Source organism: Adhaeribacter soli (genome assembly GCF_008727925.1).
Taxonomy (GTDB): Bacteria; Bacteroidota; Bacteroidia; order Cytophagales; family Hymenobacteraceae; genus Adhaeribacter_A; species Adhaeribacter_A soli.
In genome coordinates this window covers 497,480-517,546 of sequence record NZ_VTWT01000003.1, presented here as the reverse complement: position 1 = coordinate 517,546, position 20,067 = coordinate 497,480, and the positions used below count along the sequence as shown (strand labels likewise).

Below are 20,067 nucleotides of genomic sequence, written 5' to 3'. Positions count from 1 at the left end.
AATAAGGGTGTGGTAAGCGTCTGACAAAATCGAAGTGCTGGTTTATTCAACCCAAAACAAACACTTTTTTAAATCCCCCTCAAATTTTTAACTTGATCCCTAAAAAGTTGAGGGATTAGGAAAAAAGTACTTGTTCGGGTTTTAAAAACGAACCCTTCGATTTTGTCAGACGCTTACCAAACCTTAGTTGGCCTGCTGCTACCTGCAGGCATTTTAGAATATTTTAAGTTAGTACAGGTCCTAAAAACAGAAAAAGGTCTTCAGCTGTTTTTAGAAGAAAAGAACCTTCCACCTGTCGGCTTTGGCTGCTTCTGAATCCTTTAATGCCAAAATAGAAGCTTTAAGGGCTACGTAAGAGGCCTAAGAAACATCATTTTTCTCTTCCGTCTAGCAAATATCTATGCCTGAAAAAAACATTATCCCTCAATTCTTCTGCTTTATTCAATAAAGGTTGTATTAAATTCGAGGTGCTACTGGCCATTAGATCCTTTACTCTAAAATGAAAAAGGCCCGGAAATTAAATTCTCGGGCCTTTAAATTCATTAGGATTCCTGAATACTATTCAAGAACTACCTTGCGCATGGTAGAGGTTTTGCCGTTCTGCAAACGGATGAAGTAAACGCCTTTGGCTAACCGGCTCAGATCAAGGGTTTGCTCCTGCTGATCGGTAAAGGAGACAGGCTTTTTCATGAGCACCTCCCCTAATACATTCGTTACTTCCACCTGGAACGCATCCGGGCTGTTTCCTCCCAGTTTCAGATTTACCATTCCGGTACTTGGGTTCGGATAAACCACCAAAGGTATGCTGCTTCTGCTTTCGGCAAGACCAACCGGACTATTACAAGTCCAGGTGGCAGCAAAGCCGGCATCATTAACTACCCCATTCGTTCCGAAACGAACCGTTAAGGCGCCACCCGATGACACAATCGGCAGACCGCCATTCGGTAAGGAATTGCCCGAATAGGTACCTATAACCGGAGACGATAAAGACGAACCGTCATAGATCCAAAGCACATCCCAGCCGGATTCCGTACTGAATTGGGTAAAGGTAAGGGCTACATTTGTGGCTCCGAAAGGCGCAATTACAACATAGCCGGACGTGCCATTAGAATAATTACCACCTGGCCCGCCATCATCGTAAAGTGTACCAGTACAGGCTGCAGCAGTGGTATTGCCGGTAGATGGCATATTCACTGTCCGGCAGGCAAGAATATTCGGATCGTAGTTAATATAATTGGTACGGGTAATGGTTTGCGTGCCGTTGGCATTTGAAACCGTAAGCGTTACGGTGTACACCCCTGGCGTAGCATACGTATGCGTTGGGTTCTGCAGCGCAGAGGTATTGGCTGCTCCCGAGCCCGGATCGCCAAAGTTCCAGTTCCACGAAGTAGGGAATCCTGTAGATGCATCCGTAAAATTAACCAAGCCGTTGCAAGGCGTCAGGGGAGAAGCGGTAAAATTGGCAATTGGCGGCGCCGTATTGATTACGCAATTCCAATTTGCCACAAAGCCGGAGTATGTTCCGGTGCCATTGCTCGAGAACCGGATGGTTAAGGCTCCACCGCTGGAAGTAATCGGTAAGCCTCCGTGCGGCAGAATGGAGCCGGAATAAGTAGCGATCAGGGGCGAAGCGGTGGAAGGGCCGTCATAGACATAAACGATATCAAAGCCCGATTGCGTTGCAAACTGCGTGAAAGTCAGGGAAACGGCCGATGCTCCAACCGGGGCGATTACTACAGTGCCATTCGCATTATTGGAATAATCATTAGCTGGGCCGCCGTCATCGTAAAGGGTACCGCTGCAGAAATTGGAGGTCACCGAGCCATTGACCGGCATATTCACAATTCGGCAGGCAGCGGCATTCGGGTCGTAATTTATGTAGTTAGACCTGATAGTAGTATTAGAGCCGTTGGCATTCGTGGCTGTCAGCGTTACCGTATAAATACCCGGAGCCGAGAAATTATGCGTTGGGTTCTGTAGCGTAGAGGTATTAGCTGCGCCCGAGCCCGGATCGCCAAAGTTCCAGCTCCAGGAAGTCGGGAACCTGGTAGATGCATCCGTAAAATTCACCAGGCCGTTGCAAGGCGTCAGCGGAGAAGCGGTAAAATTGGCAATTGGTGGCGACGTATTGATTAAGCAATTCCAATTCGCCTCAAAACCGGAGAATGTTCCGCTGCCACTGGTCGAGAACCGGATGGTTAAGGCTCCGCCGCTGGAAGTGATCGGCAAGCCGCCATTTGGCAGGCTGAAGCCGGAATAACTACCGATCAGGGGTGAGGCAGCAGATGGACCGTCATAGAGGTAAAGCACGTCCAGCCCCGGTTCTGTAATAAACTGGGCAAAAGAAATGGAAACGTTTGTTGCCCCGGTAGGCGCAATTACTACGGTACCATTAGCAAAGCTGGAATAATTACTGGTAGGTCCGCCATTATCATAAAGGGTACCGCTGCAGAAGCTGGTGGTTACCGTACTGCTTGCCGGCATGTTTATAATCCGGCAGGCAGCGGCATTCGGATCGTAATTAATGTAGTTGGTTTTAGTTACGATGTGTGAGCCGTGTGCATTTGTAGCCGTAAGCATTACCGTATACATACCCGGAGCCGAAAAAGTATGCGTAGGGTTCTGCAAGGTAGAGGTATTGGCTGCCCCTGAGCCCGGATCGCCAAAGTTCCAGCTCCATGAGGTCGGGAAATTAGTAGAGGCATCGGTAAAGTTCACTAAACCATTGCAGGTAGTTAATGGAGAGGCCGTAAAGTTTGCTACCGGCGGTGATGTATTGATATTACAATTCCAGTTTGCTTCAAAACCTGAGTACACGCCGCTGCCATCGGTGGTAAATCTTACGGTTAAAGCGCCACCGGTGGAAGTGATCGGCAAGCCGCCATTTGGCAAGGCCGAACCAGTATAACTACCAAGTAAAGGCGCCCCAGTAGAAGATCCGTCATAAACATAAAGCATATCCCAGCCGGATTCAATCATGAACTGAGTGAAAGTGAGCGAAACGGTTGAAGCGCCGGCAGGTGCAATTACTACCGTTCCGCTTACGCCGTTCGAATAATTATTAGCCGGCCCCCCATCATCATAAAGCATTCCGCTACAGGCTGTCTGATTTACCGTACCCCAAACCGGCATGTTCACGGTTCGGCAGGCAAGCGCATTCGGGTCATAATTTATGTAATTCGATCTGGTAATGGTATTACACCCATTGGCGTTGCAGGTTGTAAGCGTTACGGTATACATGCCTGGCGCCGAGAAGGTATGCGTCGGGTTTTGGAGCGTAGAGGTGTTAGCTACCCCGGAAGCAGGATCGCCGAAGTTCCACTGCCAGGAGGTTGGATAGTTTCTGGTAGTATCGGTAAACGTTACCAAGCCATTACAAGTGGTTAATGGGATAGCAGTAAAACCAGGCGTTGGCGGCAAGGTATTTACGATACAGTTCCAGTTAGCCACAAAGCCTGAGTACACGCCGCTGCCATCAGTGGTAAACCTTACGGTTAAAGCCCCGCCGGTAGATATAATCGGCAAACCGCCATTCGGCAAAGCAGAACCGGTATAGCTACCAATCAGACGCGATGCCGTAGAAGGGCCGTCATAAACGTAGAGCACATCATAACCCGACTCTGTCATAAACTGGGAAAAAGTAAGGGAAACAGTAGTAGCTCCGGTTGGGGCAATTACAACGGTACTATTAACATAGTTAGAGTAGAATCCGGTAGCACCGCCATCATCATAAAGGGTCCCGCTACAAAAGTTAGAGGTTACCGAGCCATTGACCGGCATGTTTACCATCCGGCAGGCAGCGGCATTCGGATCGTAATTAATGTAGTTGGTTTTAGTCTCACTATGCGAGCCATTGGCATTCGTAGCCGTAAGCGTTACGGTATACAATCCAGGCGCTGAGAAGCTATGTGTTGGGTTCTGAAGCGTAGAAGTATTGGCAACGCCCGAAGCCGGGTCGCCGAAGTTCCAGCTCCAGGAAGTAGGTATATTGGTCGACCCATCGGTGAAGGTTACCAGACCATTGCAGGTAGTCAGCGGCGTGGCGGTAAAATTGGCGACAGGCGGCGTGGTATTCGGCAGAATATTTACCGTATAATCCTCTGTTTCGCCGGGCAAAAGATTTATTGCACAAGAAGTAGTCAGGTTAGAAATACTACTCATGATCACCCGCATCCGGGTAGTGCCGCTGGCGGCTGTATTAGGAACCGCAATGCTTCCGGAGGAAACTATCAGACTTCCGCTCGGGTTCGTTCCCAGCACATTAAATACCCGCTCCGTTGTCTGGAAAGTACCGTCTTTATTAAAATCGATCCAGATAGTTACATAGCGGAAAGTACCGGTGGTAAAGCCCTGGGTAACCGAAACAGGGTTATTACTGCCTGCAATAAGATTCGTACTTAAATAAGTATAATTCCCATAGGCATTTGGTTCGGCTCCTGTTGTATTATTAAGGGTACCAAGCGTTACATTGCTGATCCACTGGGTAGTATTGTTGTGGTTATTGGAAACGCAATACGTCCGGCAGGGCACGGTAATGTTCACGTAGTTTGTCCGGGTAACTGTATCGCACTGCGCCCCTTTGCAGGCAATTAAGGTAACGGAATAGCTGCCGGCAGTAGAAGTCGGATAAGCGTGTATCGGGTTCTGCAGCGTGGAAGTATTCGCCGTGCCGGAAGCAGGATCGCCAAAGTTCCACTGCCACGAAGTAGCGCCGTTGGTAGACTCATCAGTAAACTGTACCGAGCCCGTACAAACGGTATTCAGATCAGCCGTAAAACCAGCCACGGTCGGCAAGGTATTCGGCTGAATGTTAACCGTATAATCTTCTACTTCGCCCATAGCCAGGCCGGTAATACATGGGTTGGTCTGGTTTGAATTGTAATCCATGAGCACCCGCATCCGGGTCATGCCAGTCTGCGCATTATTAGGAACCGTTAAGCTGCCTGAAGCCCCGATCGAGGTTCCCATCGTCGTTCCCGGCCCGTTAAATACCCGCTCCGAAGCCTGGAAAATCCCGTCCTTATTCCAGTCGATCCAGATGTATGCATACCGGAAGCCCCCTGCGTTGTTTCCGAAAGTTACTGTAAACGGGTTGGTGCTTCCGGCAGTCAGGTTCGTGTTCAAGTATGTATAATTACCATAGGCGTTCGGCTCCTGGCCGGTACTGTTGTTAATGGTACCCAGGGTAAAATTGCTGATCCATTGTAACGTGTTCACGTGATTGTTAGACACGCAATAGGTGCGGCAGGGCACGGCAATATTTACGAAGTTAGTTTTGGTAACAGTATTGCATTGCCCGTTTTTGCAGGCAATTAAGGTAACGGTATAGCTGCCGGCCGTAGATGTAGGATAAACGTGCGTCGGGTTCTGAAGCGTGGAGGTATTGGCTGCGCCGGAAGCCGGATCGCCGAAATTCCACTGCCACGAAGTAGCACTGTTGGTAGACTCATCCGTAAACTGTACCGTGCCCGTGCAAACGGTATTCAGATCAGCCGTAAAACCAGCCACGGTCGGTAAACTGTTCGGCTGAATGTTTACTGAATAATCTTCTACTTCACCCATAGCCAGACCGGTGATACACGGGTTGGTCTGGTTTGAATTGTAATCCATGAGCACCCGCATCCGGGTCAAACCTGTTGGCGCGTTATTAGGGATCGTAAAGCTGCCCGATGCTACGATCGAACCGCCCGTCGTAATTCCCTGACCATTAAATACCCGCTCCGAGGCCTGGAAAACACCATCTTTATTATAGTCGATCCAGATGTAAGCGTACCGGAAGCCTCCTGCGTTGTTTCCGAAAGTTACTGTAAACGGATTGGTACTTCCGGCAGTCAGGTTCGTGTTCAAGTATGTATAATTACCATAGGCGTTCGGCTCCTGGCCGGTACTGTTGTTAATGGTACCCAGGGTAAAATTGCTGATCCATTGCAGCGTGTTCACGTGGTTATTGGAAACGCAGTACGTCCGGCAAGGCACCGTAATGTTCACGTAGTTATTCCGGGTAATAGTATCGCACTGCCCGTTTTTACAGGCAATTAACGTAACGGTATAGCTGCCAGCCGTAGATGTAGGGTAAACGTGCGTTGGATTCTGGAGCGTAGAAGTATTGGCTGCGCCGGAAGCCGGGTCGCCGAAATTCCACTGCCAGGAAGTAGCGCCGTTGGTAGAGGCATCCGAGAACTGTACCGAGCCTGTGCAAACGGTATTCAGATCGGCGGTAAAACCGGCTACAGTCGGCAAGGTATTCGGCTGTATGTTTACTGAATAATCTTCTACTTCACCCATAGCCAGACCGGTGATACACGGGTTGGTTTGGTTTGAATTGAAATCCATCAACACCCGCATTCGGGTAATTCCTGTTTGCGCATTCTGAGGAACGGCAATATTTCCGGAAACAATGATCGGACCACCCGGAGTGGAAGCTACACCCTGGCCATTGAATACGCGTTCCGAAGTCTGGAAAATACCATCTTTATTATAGTCGATCCAGATATAAGCGTACCGGAAACCTCCCGTAGGGCTACCCAGCCTAACTGAAGCCGGACTGCTTGTACCCTGCATCAGGGTTGTACTCAGATGGGTGTAATTGCCATAAGCTGCCGGCTCCTGGCCGGTATTGTTGTTAATGGTTCCTAAAGTAACGTTGCCGATCCATTGCACAGTGTTTACGTGGTTATTCGACACGCAATATGTCCGACAGGGCACAGCAATATTCACATAATTCGTTTGAACAAGCGTATCGCAGCCAAAGCTGTTACAGCTAATAAGAGTAACAGTATAGGCCCGGGCGGATGTTGTAGAATAAGTATGCGTCGGGTTCTGGAGCGTAGAAGTATTGGCCGCACCGGAAGCCGGATCGCCAAAATTCCACTGCCAGGAAGTTGGCGCATTGGTGGAAACGTCGGTAAATGGAACTGCGCCGGTGCAGATATCCGTAAAATCTGCCTGGAAGCGGGTTACCGGTTTAGCTGTAGGCATTGTACAGGACCAGGTTGCAGCAAAGCCATTATTCACCACACTGGTATTGCTGGTAAAGTTTAACGTTAAGGCAGAGCCGGTAGAAGTTATGGTACCGCCATTCGGCAGGGTCAGCCCCGAGTACATTCCAATCAACGGAGAACCGGTAGTCGGCCCGTCATAGATCCACAGGTAATCGGCTCCGGACTGAAGATTGAAATCAGAAAAAGTTAAGGTAACGGTTGCAGCTCCGGTTGGGGCAATGGTAACGGTACCGTTTGCGCTGTTCGGATACATTCCTGTTGCCCCTCCCGGATCGTAAACAGTACCGGAACAGCGGGTCGCCACCGGAGCCGTACCGGTGGAAGGCATTACCACGGTAGTGCAAAAGGTATTGTTGGGGTCGTAATTGATAAAGTTAGTTTTGGTTAGCGTATTGGTACCATATGCATTGGTAGCCGTCAGGGTTACCGTATAAAGCCCGGGAGTGGCGTACACGTGTGCCGGATCCTGCAAGGTAGAAGTATTGGCCGTGCCGGAAGCCGGATCGCCAAAGTTCCATAACCAAGTAGCCGGCTGGTTCATAGAATTGTCGTTAAATTGAACCGTTCCGGTACAGGAGATCTGGCTGCTTACGGTAAAATCTATGATCGGCGGCTGCTGGTTAGTCTGAATAATAATGGAATAGTCTTCCACTTCCAGGTTCAGAGAGTTGGTGACACATGGGTTTGTTGGAGCAGTTGTTAAGGAGCTTGTCATGACCCGCATCCGGGTACCGCCCACAGGCGCAGATACCGGAACAGCAATAACAACAGTAGCTACTGTACTGATAGCGTTCTGCGCCATCACCCTTTCGGTGTTTTCGAAAATACCGTTGCGGTTAAAGTCGATCCAGGCACTCACGGAGGTATTAATATAACCTCCCCCTCGGCTTACGTTCAGGGTAGCAGGATTTCCCTGCACCAGGGTAGCCGTCTGGGCGGTAAAATCGGAGTAACCATTCGGCGCCTGGCCGGAAGTATTGTTGAGGTTGCTTAGGGTTACATTGCTGATATGAATGTTGGTGTTGTTGTGCCCGTTGGAAGGACAGTAGTTCAGACAAGGTTTTACAATGGTTACATAGTTGGTCTTGGTCTGGGTGCTGGGGCCGTTCGAGTTCGTAGCTACCAGCGTTACTGTGTACGTGCCCGGGGTATGGTAAATGTGTACCGGGTTGGGCAGGGTTGAAGTATTCAGCGCTCCTGAAGCCGGGTCGCCGAAGTCCCAGGCCCAGGAAGTAGGTGCATTGGTGCTCTGGTCGGTAAAGCGCACAATGGTATCGCAAGCGGAAGCGTAATTAGAAGTGAACTGTGCCACCGGCGGATTAGGATTCGGGTTTATGCGGATGGTGTAATCTTCGGCCTGCCCACTCAGAATGCCGCTGCAGCTGTTAAAGGTGCTGCCGATCTCATCGGAAACAATGCGCATGCGCAGAGGCGTGTTCAGGAAAGTAGTGCCGGGTATGGTAATGCTGCCGGAAGGGTTTACCTGGTTTAAGAGCTGGAACACCATTTCGTTAGAACCGGTAAAGCTGCCATCGTTGTTTAAGTCGATGTAAATGCGGGTGTCCTGCGGGTTGGTGCCACTTGTCAGGGAGATCGGGTAGCTGTTGCCGGCAGTTACCGTCACCGACTTACTGCAGGTAAAGTCCTGGTAGCCGGCCTGCCCGTTCACCGAAGTATTGGTCATCAGCCCGTTGCCAAAGTTCACGTTCGTAATACCATAGCCGCAGCAGTAGCTGGAAGTGGCCGGGGTGCAGGTAGCTGCAACCGGCACGTTGTTGTGGTAGGTAATGTAGCTGGTTTTGGTAACAGTATTGCAGCCTCCCGCATTACAGGCTGTCAGGGTAATGGTATAAGTACCCGGGGCCGAGAAGGTGTGAGTAGGGTTCTGCAGCGTAGAAGTATTGCTGGCACCGGAGTTGGGATCACCAAAGTTCCAGGTCCAGGAAGTTGGGCCGTTCGCTGAAAGATCGGTAAAGGAAACGGTGCTGTTGCAGGTGGTGGTAGCCGAAGCCGAGAACTCCGGAGCCGGGGCGCTGGTGTTGGCCGTAACGGTAATGCGGTAATCTTCTACCTGGGAATACTGCGGGGTAAAGCAAGGCGTAGGCAGCGGCGAAGAGAAGTTGTCGGCGGCTACGCGCATGCGCAGAGGCGTGTTGGTAACGGCCGAAACCGGAATGGTAAAAGTACCGGTATGCAGAATATTATTGATGGAGCTGAAGGCCAGTTCATCTGTTACATGGAAGATGCCATCGTTATTATAGTCGATCCACACCCGCACGTTCTCGTTCACATTAGGATTGGTCCGGATGCTGATGGGGTGGGCTACGGCAGCAGTAAGGCTCGTGCCGGTGGTACAGGCGTAATCCTGGTAACCATCCGTTGCGCCGGGGCTAGTCTTGTTAATGGCCCCGTTATTCACGTTTACGTTCAGAATGCCCATGCCGAAGATCAGGTTTCCGGCAGGCGCATTCCCCGGTACGCAGGCGCTGACCGGGCATTGGGCATAGCCCAGATTCGCAAAACTTACCAGCAGCAGCGCCAGAAAGACTTTGCATAAAACAGAAAAAGAAAAATGAGAGAGTAGCGGTTGCTTCATAGATGGGTTACCAGGCTGATTTTTAAACACCTAAAAAGCAAAAATAACAAACAACAATGGAAAAGAAAGGAAAATTACCACTTATTCCATATATATATCAAAATATTTAGTGAACGGAGCTTTGATTATCTACCAGGTAGTTTCGCTATTTCAATAAAGCAACTTCAAAATGCATTCCATCGGACCGGTTAAAATGGCCGCCCCAGTAAAACCCATTCTCATTGGCTATTGCCACCAACTCCCTTACCGACCCTTTCTGGCCAACCAGCGCCGGCATTGTCCCTAATGTATTCCAGGCATAATTTATATCGAAGGCCGAACCAAAGGCATGATTACTTAAGGTTTTGTTGTTGCCTCTTACAAAACGGGGCATATACGCGCCTTCCCAGGTCAGGACATGGTGCATTAAACCAGCTCTTTCCCAATCATCCCAAAGACGGGCAAGCTGGTTTGCCGCTAAACGGTGAAAATATACCGTTGGGCTCCCCTTGACCCGGTTCAATTGCGGAATAGGCACCTTAATAATATTTGCATTGGCCCAGCCATCCAGCACTTCTATATTCTCCCGGTTAGCTGGCAAGGGCCGGTGGCGGTAATTGAACCTGCCAAAAAGACTCTCCCGGTGGCCGTTCGACATCAAGGGTGGGAAAGCGGGGCGCGGCGGCCAGCTCGGGCTCTCCTTTCCAACATGCTCATCCGGCACTACTTCCATGCCTAAACTCATGGCAATGCCAATCGTTTTATTTCCAACTATGCCATCCGGCTGGAGGCCATGCCGTTTTTGAAAAGCCATAGAAGCTGCTTTTGTTCCTTCCCCAAACAGGCCATCTACCACCCCGGCATACAGTTCCTGACCGGTTAAAAAATACTGCCATTGCCGGACCTCATCGCCGGAATCGCCAATTCTTAGCGTTTTCATACTTTAAGTTTTACCAGGATTAAAAGATGGAAAATTTGACCTGCTGCCTGCGGACCTAAATGCAGCCAACTAAAAACATTGTTCTATTCATAACCGGTTAGCCTCATTTTTTAAAATGAAGCAGGGAGTATCGGAACGCTGTGCTTACCCTTTCATGTATTAACTTTCAAGCACAGAAGTTCCGGCAAGAAGGGCATTCATTGGCTTTGGGGTAAGCCAAAGCCAAAAAGGTTGCTCCACCGGCTTTAATAACCATTGCTTCATAAAGCTTTATTTGCCGGAAAAGCAAGCTGTAGTATGGTTGTTGGTGTTTTCACCATAGCCGTCAGGCTAATTAAAAAAGGCGGTCATTCTGAGCTTGTCGAAGAAACTTATGGAGATTACAATGACAAAGCGAGCGTAGCAAGGTTTGTCTTACTGTTAAATTTTAGATATACGGCACCATAAGTTCCCTCGACTGGCGCTCGGGATGACGTAATAAATTAGCTTAGCCTGACAGCTATGGTGAAAACACGCAACAACGGCGAAAGGTAGCACCCACAATTTAACCTTTGTGGATTACTAGGCCTTTATTTCTTTTTCTTTTTCGCTTTTGGAAACAAAGCGCGTTAGCGTTTCCGGTACAAACCTTTCCGCAAAGCCAGCAATAAAGCTCCAAACGATCAGCTTAGCATAACTTCCCGGACTATCGGGCACCGATTCCAGCAGGAAATCGGAAATACTACTGCCATTGGAAAAGGGGCTTTCGGCAAATTCAGGGAAAGGGCCGCCGCTAATAAGCTTCCCGATCAGAATAATGTAAAGCAAGGCGGCAAAGAAAGCTCCGTTAATAGCCGGAATAAACATTCTTGACCAATATTGCATCAGGCCGGGAATGCTGTTGATCGGGTCTCCCTCCCGGGGCAGATTATTGTAGCGCTGCAGCATGCTTATCAGCCCTCCCATGGCGCCGGCATAAATAACGATCAGGATTGGGGGCACCGCATAGCTAAAATCAAGCAAAGCAAGTTTAGGCAAAAAGGCAGCTGAAATCAACAGGGCCAACCCGGCCATTACCATTATTGTCACCTTCTTAGAAATAGAGTTTCTAAGCCTTTCATTGTAGGGAGTCAGGGAGTAGTGCAGGTAAATCTTATCCAATAAGTACCCGATATCGGCTCTTAGTTCTTCGGCATCAAAATGACCGGGTATTTCGGGCGGCCTGGAAGCCAGATAGGCCTCGTACTCTTTTAAACCAACAATATCGCGGTATCGGTTGCGCAGATCCCAGGCTTTACGCGGCAGATGGCTTTCATTGATCAGCTTCAGGAAAATGGTTTCATATTTATATACATCGCTCCAGGCCAGACTATAATTTTTTCTTTTTTCTCTTATGGCGCCAATGTGATCCAGGTCGACATCTGAGATTGAACCGATAAAGTAGTTTTCATATTCGGCCTGCAGGTGATCGAAGTAAACGAATCCATATTCAGGAAACTGATTACAGAAGGGCTTCCGGTTAAAATAGGACGTAAACGACCTGTTATTTACTTCTGCTTTATCGGATTTGACCGGCTCCTTTACTGTTTTTTCCATAACTTCAATCTTATAATTTTATGACAAAACCCTTATAATAAACCTATTACCCAAAAAACAACCCAAAAAAACACGCCGACAACCTGCCCGATGGCTTCTACCTGGTATTTGCCCCTGCTTTTAAGTTGCGATTTACCGCTTCACCGTATCTGGTGCTCCGTTTTTATACTAAAAACGCTGGCATTCTGGCATAAAAAGCCTCTTTTATCTTGCAGCCAGATACGCTTACAGGCGCGATCTAAGCACTAAGAACCTGATCGTCTGTGGCTTTATCGTACTGGTAGAGTTTGGCGGCTTGCGCCCGGATGTTCTTGTAATGATCCCAATCAAATCCCTGCAGGAAGCCGGCTGCTGCTCTGGCACCTCTTATAAACAAATCAACTTTATCGTCATCGGAAATATTAAAATTAAGCCAGTTATGGCCCCCGGTTTCAATAAAGCAAAGCAGGTGTTTATAATCCGGGTTTCTCATAATGAAATCGTAATCGTGCACGTGCCTTGCCGAGTCGAAAATGGAGCCCAGGAGCCCGAAGAATTTATCGTTCTTGTTCGCTTCTACCCTATCCAGGCCAAGCTTCACCCCAAACGTGGGAGCATCGGGAACTTTGCTAAAATTATGAAAGAGGTCGATCGGGAAATTAGACATAATGCCGCCATCCATAAAGAGCACTTCGTTCGGGATATTTCCGATATAGCCGGCAAGCTCTTTCCATTTTTTCCAGCGTTCGGGGCCATAAGGAATATTACTTACCTTGTAAGGGTGAAAAAACATTGGAATAGACATAGATGCCCGCACAAAATCGGCGGGGTTTACCTGCTCTTTATTTTCCCAGTACAGCTCCGCCATCCGGGGGAATTCAACCTTGGTTTCGGTGGTAATATCTGCTGTAATCAGGGCGACCCGCTTAAACCTATCCGGAGTACGGGATTCCCCCTTCCTGGTCTTTATTCCGCCGTCGGGCTGCTGTTCCCTTAGTTTTTCCAGATCGGCAAGCGTTTTTATATTATTCTGGCTAAGAATATTTTTGATCCACTGGTGGAAATTTTTGCCCGGATTCAACCCAAAGTCATCCCGGAAATTATCGATCACCTGCATTCCCTTCATTCCGATCTTCAGGTTGCCGGCGCCGCTTAAAAGTACATCCACAAAATCCCTGGCATCGCTGTCGCCGTCTATAAAATCGGAAAGGTTCTTATTGGCCAGTTTGTCAAGCATCCAGCAGGCTTTTTCTTCGTGCACCTTGCCGGCAGCGGCCATTAGCATGGTGTTTATTGCTCCTGCAGAAGTGCCGGCCAGTTGCAGGAAACGGATGTCCATTTGCTCCAGAACATAGGTATACCCCGCCAATGCGATCCCCAATACGCCCCCTCCTTCCTGCACCAGATCTACGTACTGATTTCCAAGGTCGTCTACTACATCCGAAAACTGCTTTTCCTTGATACCCTTCTCATTCAATTCGTCAAGAATGTGGAGTATGGCGGCATTCCCGGTAAACTGTTCAACTTTCATAGTTTCTTTATTTAAAGTGAATGTATTTAGCTCTTAATGCTTTACCAGCCGAAACATACCGGAAACTACGGCGCCTTAACCGGCAATCAGGGCGCTTTGGCGGCGAACCTGCAATCGGGTGCATGTTAACTGCCTTGTATTTTTGTATTGTCCCTGTTTTTACCGAAAGCGTTCATTTCTTCAGACAGAAATGCATGCGCCTCTTGTTCCTTTAATCAAAAGGCGTACTCTTCCACCCGAATCTTCAGGATATTCGAAACTGGAGAAAAAAGAAATGATTTGCGCAGAGAGATTGAGATAAGATTACACGACAAATTTAACAACTTCCGGCAGCTTCGCAACCAAATGTTAAACCCATAGGAGAAGGACTTAGCCAGTGGTTATTTTTACCAGGCAGAGAACACTTTAAGGGCGGTAAACAGCAAAAATATTTAAAACACCACGCCAGTTCCTAACCATAATTTCACCAGGCGGCAGCTATCTAAAACATCAACCGGCTTTCACTAACAACACCCTATACCTGCCAAACCCCTGTTTTCCGGGCCTGCTAAGAATAGCACAGGCCTTCAGCCACTTTTTGTGTTTAAAAGCCTATCATTTATGTAGTGGAAGAACCGGAAGCAGGAAAGCAGGCTACCGCGCGTTTGCTAAAGCTGATGGCAGACCTAAACGGATCAGGTTTCCCCGCCACCGATCTACTTAACTCCCGCCCCTGCTTCTCCGTATGCCTACCGGCTGCTATATAGCACAACGGCTATCCGAACATTCCCGCAGCGCTTTCAAATGAAGTACGTTTTTCTATTCCTCCTGCCGGCCGTATGGGTATTACAGGCCTGCAACGGCAATTTCCCCAAAGACCCGGAAAAAACCCTGGCCAAGATTCAGAACGACACCTTACGGGTAGGTTATTCCGAAAACCCGCCCTGGATCGTTAAAACCGCCCAGGAACCTGCCGGCCTGGAGGCGGACCTGGTAAAAGCCTTTGCCGCCACCATTCCAACCACCATAAAATGGGAAAACGACACTGAGCAGAACCTGCTGGAAAAACTGGAGAAGGATGAGCTGCACCTGGTGGTGGCCGGCATTACCCATGACAACCCTTGGAAAAAGCAGGTATCCTTTACCCGGCCGTATGCCAAGCAGGGGAAGAAGAAACACGTAATGGCCGTGATCCATGGCGAAAATGCTTTTATAAAGAAGCTGGAAGAATTTTTATACCAACAGGAAGCGGAAATTAAAAAGCAAATAAAGCCATGAAGCTGCTCAAGAGTTTTGAATACCCCCGCGAACTGATCCCGGATTTCAATAAAGCAAAAAAACTGGAGTGGATCACGATCTTCTACCTGCTCAGCACCACCGCCCTGATGTACCTGGTAATGGGCAATTCGCAGGCCATGAAAACAGCCTGGTTCGAAGACCTGCTCAGCCTTACGCCTTCCATTTCGTTTCTGATCGCGTCGCGCATCTACCACAAAGCGCCGAATAAGAATTTTCCGTACGGGTACCACCGGGTTATCAGCATTGCGTATTTGTGCAGCTCGGTGGCCTTGTTTGCCGTGGGCGCTTTCCTGGTGATCGATTCCGTTTCTACCCTCCTGAAAGCCGAACATGCTACCATCGGCATTATCGTACTGTTTGGAAAACCGATCTGGCTGGGATACATCATGATAGCCGTTTTGCTTTATTCCAGCATTCCGGCCGTATTTCTGGGCCGGATGAAACTGCCGCTGGCCAAAAAACTGCACGAGAAAAACCTGTACACCGATGCCCAGATGAATAAAGCCGACTGGATGACCGCCCTGGCCGCCATTTTCGGTATTGTGGGAATTGGTATGGGCTGGTGGTGGGCCGATGCTACGGCAGCGCTCCTGATCTCGGTAGATATTATCCACGACGGCTTCACTAATTTAAAACAGGCCATTTTCGACCTGATGGACGAAACCCCTAAAACGGTAAATGAGCAGGAAACCGACCCGCTGATCGGGAAAGTAAAAGCGCTGCTGGCCGGGAAAGCCTGGATCCGGAACTGCAACATCCGCTTGCGGGAAGAAGGGCACGTTTATTTAGGCGAAGGTTTTGTGGTACCGGTTTCGGAAGAAAACCTGACCGGGCACATCGAAAAAGCTGTAAAAGAAATCGAGGAACTGGACTGGCGAATCCAGGAGTTTGTGATTATGCCGGTGAAAGAACTGCCCTCCCAAAGCTCGGCTTAAGTAGAAAGACATTGGTATCTGGATATTAGTATCGAGACTAAAATCACATAAAGCCCTATAATTCGGTGGGTTATGTTTTTGCATTTCCAGACAAGTTATGCGGTTACTTTAGCCTTACTACTTATTTTGAAAGAACAGGGCTACAATGCTTTAAACCCGGAACCGTTAAAAAACAAATATCCGTGGATAAACATTTGGCAAATAGTAAGTATTGGAGGCGAAACGGTAGCTATATTGGCAAAAAAATAAAGATAAGGCCTTGCACCACACGTTAAAATTTCAGCCGATCCTGAAGAACATATTAAATGGTTAAGCAAGGATCCGAAACCGGGCTTTTCGCATTTATACCTGCACAACGTAAACCTGGCTCAGGAACAATTTATTGATGTTTTCGGGGAAAAAGTACTACCGGTACTGACACAAAGATAGGCTTTGGGAACCACTTCCAAGGGCTTTACAAAAGGCAAAAACGTTTTTCAGGAATACGAATCAGGAACACAAACCTCCCCTAAGCGCAACAACACAAACCTTTTCCGCTAAAAATAGTATCAGTTATATATTAAGCAACAGCCAAAATGTTGTTTTGTTTCTAACCTAAACCTGACAAAACTATGAAAGACCTGAAATTATATTTTAGCGCGCTGGTCATTATCCTGCTTTTCACCTTATCGGGATGCGAAGCAATCGGCAACATTTTTAAAGCCGGGATGTGGACTGCCGTAATAGGCATTGTTTTAGTTGTACTGCTTATTATGTGGCTGCTTCGGGTTATCCGCGGACGACGCTAATCTCGATTGGAATAAGAAAGCCTGCTCAGAAACATGAGCAGGCTTTTTTTTGCCTATTTAAGTACCGTTTTCAGCACCTTAGGTTCAACACTTTAGGTTCAACACTTTAGGTTCAGCACTGTTAATGCTGCAGAGCCCGGAGGGTGCTTACTTCTTTATCGGTTCTTACGGAAATAAAGTAAACGCCTTTGGGTTGCCCCGCCAGGTTCAGCGGGAAGCCGTACTTCAGCATTTCTGCTCCGGCCCTGGCCTGCAGAATTACTTTTCCCTGTGCATCTGTTACCGTTATTTCGGCGGGGGTTGCTTCGGCCAGTTCTGCTTTCAGGTAGCGAATACCGCCAGCCGGGTTCGGATACAAGGCAGCTTTCAGCAAATTATTACTTTCTGCTTTTCTTACGGCCACTACTTTTGAGAAAGATTCGGTACCATCGAAGTCGGTCTGGCGGAGGCGGTAGTAAACCAGGCTGGCCGGCACCTGCTCATCCTGAAACGTATAGGAAACGGTTTGGGAGGAATTTCCGGTGCCTTTAACGGTCCCGATCGGGCTGAATTCTTTCCCGGTCAGGCTTCTTTCTACCGAAAAATGGCTGTTGTCTTTTTCGGTAGCCGTAGCCCAGGTGCAGCTTACGCCTTTATCGGTACGCAGGGCCTGGAAGCTAACCAGCTCTACCGGCAGGGTTCCCGGGCTTCCGGAAAATACCCCGAAAGGCGAGAAAGAAGTAATGCCGCTCCGGCTCAGCGAATACCGGCCGGTTAAGTTATTGGCGCTTACAGGGGTGGCATCATCCCAGGAGCCGTTATAAAAGTGGCTGATCTGGGTTTTGGAAGCATCGAAATTGGAAAGCGATTTGCTTCCGTCCCACTCCATGGTAAGGGTTACGTCGGAGCCGCCAGTCACTTCTTCGTCTACGATCCAGGTAAGGTTAACGGCTTTTTCCTGGAACGGCTTCCCGTGTGGCTGGTTATTAATGTAGCTCGGATAAACACCGTCGATTGCTTTCACCCGGAAATTATCGGTAGTGCCGGCGCTGCTCTGCCTGATCCGTACGGGCATGTAAGCACTGGTTCCTACCGGAAAAATAACGTCTACGGCATCGTTGGCAACTTCCTGCTCCAGGCTGCCGCTGCCATTGGTTACAATATAGCTGGAGGTACTTACTCCTGAAATAAGGGCATCCGGGAATAATTCCAGGTCATAGTTTCCCAGTTCCAGCTTTGCACCGGTAAATTCCAGGCTTTTCTTAATGCGGGTATTGGCACTGAGTTGTTTGGTTCCCGTTCCGGAAATTGTAAGAATACTATAATCACCACCCGGCAAGGCCTGGGTACTGCTGCTGTTGTAAATGATCTTACTGTTATCGGCAAGATTTCCCAGCGTTGGCAGCACGGTATTAGCTAAAGTAAGGGTAGTATTAGCCGCCACATCTATGGTTCCAACCAACTTATAGGCTGACGGCACAGTAAAGGTGCCTTCTCCTAACAGCACTTTGGCAGTACTGGCTACGGTCCAGTCGGCGGTCAGGGTGGAAGTTGTGCGGTTGGCTATGATAAAGGTACCATTGCTGAAAGCAGACGGGCTCGTTCCTGACCCGTCGGTATTGGGTCCCCAGCTGGAAAGCGTAGTAAGTGCGCCGGAACTTTTGCTGTAATACAAATTGGAATTGGTTGGCGTAATGGTAATATCATCGAGCCCAACATAGATACCATTGGAGGTAGCATCAGCCCAGCGGAACATAATTTCGGCGCCTGGTGCCAGGTTAAGTGCAGGCGTAGAGAACGTTATGGTAGAGCGGTAGTTTGCCAGGTTGCCATTAAGCGTTGATGCACCTCCCCCGCCGGTTTTAAAGGTAAGCTGGTCTACGGTTTGCTCGGTCCAGTTTCCGGCATTCAGGCTGGTTCCGCCAACCTGGTAATGGAATTTTACCGTAGCATTTTTATTACCGCTGGGTTTGGCCCATAATTCGGCGGTGTAGGAAATAATAAACCGGCTTATCGTGCTGCCGGTATTATTTTTCAGGCGAACACCATAGTAATGCGTGCCGCTGGCAGCGTTCACACATCCCAGGGCACGGTCGGTACTACCGGCAGAACCATAACTTTTAAGCCCGGTGGTTGTGGATGAACCATTACTTGCTACATAGGCCGTTGCCGCCGTGGTACCGTTGGCAGCATACCAACCCGGCAGGGTAACGTTATCTGTCCAGGTACCAGTGCCTGTGTTTTGCAGGCTATTGAAGTTTTGGGTGTAACTGCCAAGCTGGTTAATGCTTACCTGGGCCTGGGCTTTTCCGCTGGTTCCGAGCTGACATAAGGCAGCTATACAGGCGGCAATTGCGGATCGGGAAAGTACAAATCTCCTTTTCATAGGTGTTGTGTGGTTTAGAGGGTTTAGAAAGGGTTTTTCACCTTTCCAAAGTTATTCACACAACAAGGTAACAGCGCAAACACTATGGATATATTTATACATTATTTTTAAACATATGAAAATTTAAATATTTAATAAAATGTTACTTCTGTATTAAATCATATTTATATAGCCTAATATAACTATATTTGATATTTATTATTGGTTAAATACCATTGTACAATATTTAAAAAAATTGCTTTTTCAAAGACAATGTGTAAATTTATAATTGACCGGTTTATACTTTTTGGAATTCTGCCTGTGGAAAACGAAAAACAACCTTACTTATCCACATTGCGGCACTAATCCTCTTTTAAATTATATTTTAGCAATTTCCCGTCTAACAGCGTGCATGAATAAAGCATTATAATTTTCACTAAAATGAGGATAACTACTACCGGGGCGGGCTTTTTAAAACTTAATTCATAAAATCTAGACTTAATTCCGGAAGAAAAAGCACATATAAGCCTGTGGACAAAATTGTGCATAAATCGCCGTACAGATTGATGTACTTTACCCAATTACAACTAAAGAGCCTGATAGAACATGAAGATTGCAAGCATGCAGCTCAAACCGCTAAAAGAACCGGCAATTCGGCCGGCAATATGTTGGCTCGCTATACCGATACGTAATTACGGCACTTGCTAAAAGTCTCAAAAATACCCTTGTGTATTAGACAGGAACCGGCTTACAGTTGAAACATAAAAGCCCCAGTGCTGCACAAAGAAGACTCTGGCGCTTCAAAAAGTTTTATTTATCGGGTAAAAGCAGGCTGCAAGATAATGGCCGGCAAAAACAGAATAATCATCAGACGAAGCCAATGCATGATGCCATACAGAGCATAAGCAAGGGCGGGACCACGAAACTTGCGAGGGAAGCTCCGAAGAAACTATTACATACTACTGCGCCATTTGAGCATTCCTGAGACGGGAGTCGAAAGGATCCAGCGTAGCTGTAAAAAATGCTTTTCGTCAGGGTTCGGCATGCGATAGTTCACTTCACAAGCAGGGCTGTTTCATTCTAGCGGATCCTCTCCGTTTGATCTTTCGGATCTATTGATC

The 20,067-nt window shown here is 48.1% G+C and carries 9 protein-coding genes; 4 read left to right on the top strand and 5 right to left on the bottom strand.

Annotated elements, in window-relative coordinates:
- Nucleotides 1-162 precede the first annotated feature (162 nt).
- Nucleotides 163-315, top strand: coding sequence for a hypothetical protein (locus tag F0P94_RS19640; RefSeq protein WP_191906970.1), 153 nt, complete (start codon nucleotides 163-165; stop codon nucleotides 313-315).
- Nucleotides 316-558: 243 nt separating this feature from the next.
- Here the strand turns inward: F0P94_RS19640 and F0P94_RS08245 are convergent, their stop codons facing one another.
- The 4 genes from F0P94_RS08245 to F0P94_RS08230 all read right to left on the bottom strand — a co-directional run bounded on the left by F0P94_RS08245 (nucleotide 559) and on the right by F0P94_RS08230 (nucleotide 13,601).
- Nucleotides 559-9,597, bottom strand: a complete 9,039-nt coding sequence (locus tag F0P94_RS08245; RefSeq protein WP_150903397.1) for a PKD domain-containing protein — start codon at nucleotides 9,595-9,597, stop codon at nucleotides 559-561.
- A 145-nt stretch (nucleotides 9,598-9,742) separates the two neighbouring features.
- Complete coding sequence (locus F0P94_RS08240; protein ID WP_150903396.1) at nucleotides 9,743-10,516, bottom strand: M15 family metallopeptidase; 774 nt, start codon at nucleotides 10,514-10,516, stop codon at nucleotides 9,743-9,745.
- A 561-nt stretch (nucleotides 10,517-11,077) separates the two neighbouring features.
- Nucleotides 11,078-12,091 (bottom strand): hypothetical protein, encoded by a 1,014-nt coding sequence (locus F0P94_RS08235; protein WP_150903395.1) that lies wholly within the window; start codon nucleotides 12,089-12,091, stop codon nucleotides 11,078-11,080.
- A gap of 238 nt (nucleotides 12,092-12,329) precedes the next feature.
- Complete coding sequence (locus tag F0P94_RS08230) at nucleotides 12,330-13,601, bottom strand: patatin-like phospholipase family protein (RefSeq protein ID WP_150903394.1); 1,272 nt, start codon at nucleotides 13,599-13,601, stop codon at nucleotides 12,330-12,332.
- A 783-nt stretch (nucleotides 13,602-14,384) separates the two neighbouring features.
- Here F0P94_RS08230 and F0P94_RS08225 point away from each other — a divergent pair.
- From F0P94_RS08225 to F0P94_RS19635, 3 genes are all read left to right on the top strand, one after another.
- Nucleotides 14,385-14,858, top strand: coding sequence for a transporter substrate-binding domain-containing protein (locus F0P94_RS08225; RefSeq protein WP_150903393.1), 474 nt, complete (start codon nucleotides 14,385-14,387; stop codon nucleotides 14,856-14,858).
- On the top strand, nucleotides 14,855-15,814 hold the full coding sequence (locus tag F0P94_RS08220; RefSeq protein WP_150903392.1) for a cation diffusion facilitator family transporter: 960 nt from the start codon (nucleotides 14,855-14,857) through the stop codon (nucleotides 15,812-15,814). Before F0P94_RS08225 ends, F0P94_RS08220 begins: the two co-directional genes overlap by 4 nt.
- A 611-nt stretch (nucleotides 15,815-16,425) precedes the next feature.
- Complete coding sequence (locus tag F0P94_RS19635) at nucleotides 16,426-16,602, top strand: hypothetical protein (RefSeq protein ID WP_191906969.1); 177 nt, start codon at nucleotides 16,426-16,428, stop codon at nucleotides 16,600-16,602.
- Nucleotides 16,603-16,723: 121 nt separating this feature from the next.
- On the opposite strand, the gene F0P94_RS08215 is transcribed toward F0P94_RS19635, so the two are convergent.
- On the bottom strand, nucleotides 16,724-18,967 hold the full coding sequence (locus tag F0P94_RS08215) for a T9SS type A sorting domain-containing protein (protein WP_150903391.1): 2,244 nt from the start codon (nucleotides 18,965-18,967) through the stop codon (nucleotides 16,724-16,726).
- Nucleotides 18,968-20,067: the final 1,100 nt, after the last annotated feature.

Coding starts and splice junctions, on each gene's coding strand:
- F0P94_RS08235 (WP_150903395.1), bottom strand. CDS start 12,091: ATGGAAAAAACAGTAAAGGAGCCGGTCAAATCCGATAAAGCAGAAGTA.
- F0P94_RS08230 (WP_150903394.1), bottom strand. CDS start 13,601: ATGAAAGTTGAACAGTTTACCGGGAATGCCGCCATACTCCACATTCTT.
- F0P94_RS08225 (WP_150903393.1), top strand. CDS start 14,385: ATGAAGTACGTTTTTCTATTCCTCCTGCCGGCCGTATGGGTATTACAG.
- F0P94_RS08240 (WP_150903396.1), bottom strand. CDS start 10,516: ATGAAAACGCTAAGAATTGGCGATTCCGGCGATGAGGTCCGGCAATGG.
- F0P94_RS19635 (WP_191906969.1), top strand. CDS start 16,426: ATGAAAGACCTGAAATTATATTTTAGCGCGCTGGTCATTATCCTGCTT.
- F0P94_RS08220 (WP_150903392.1), top strand. CDS start 14,855: ATGAAGCTGCTCAAGAGTTTTGAATACCCCCGCGAACTGATCCCGGAT.
- F0P94_RS08215 (WP_150903391.1), bottom strand. CDS start 18,967: ATGAAAAGGAGATTTGTACTTTCCCGATCCGCAATTGCCGCCTGTATA.
- F0P94_RS08245 (WP_150903397.1), bottom strand. CDS start 9,597: ATGAAGCAACCGCTACTCTCTCATTTTTCTTTTTCTGTTTTATGCAAA.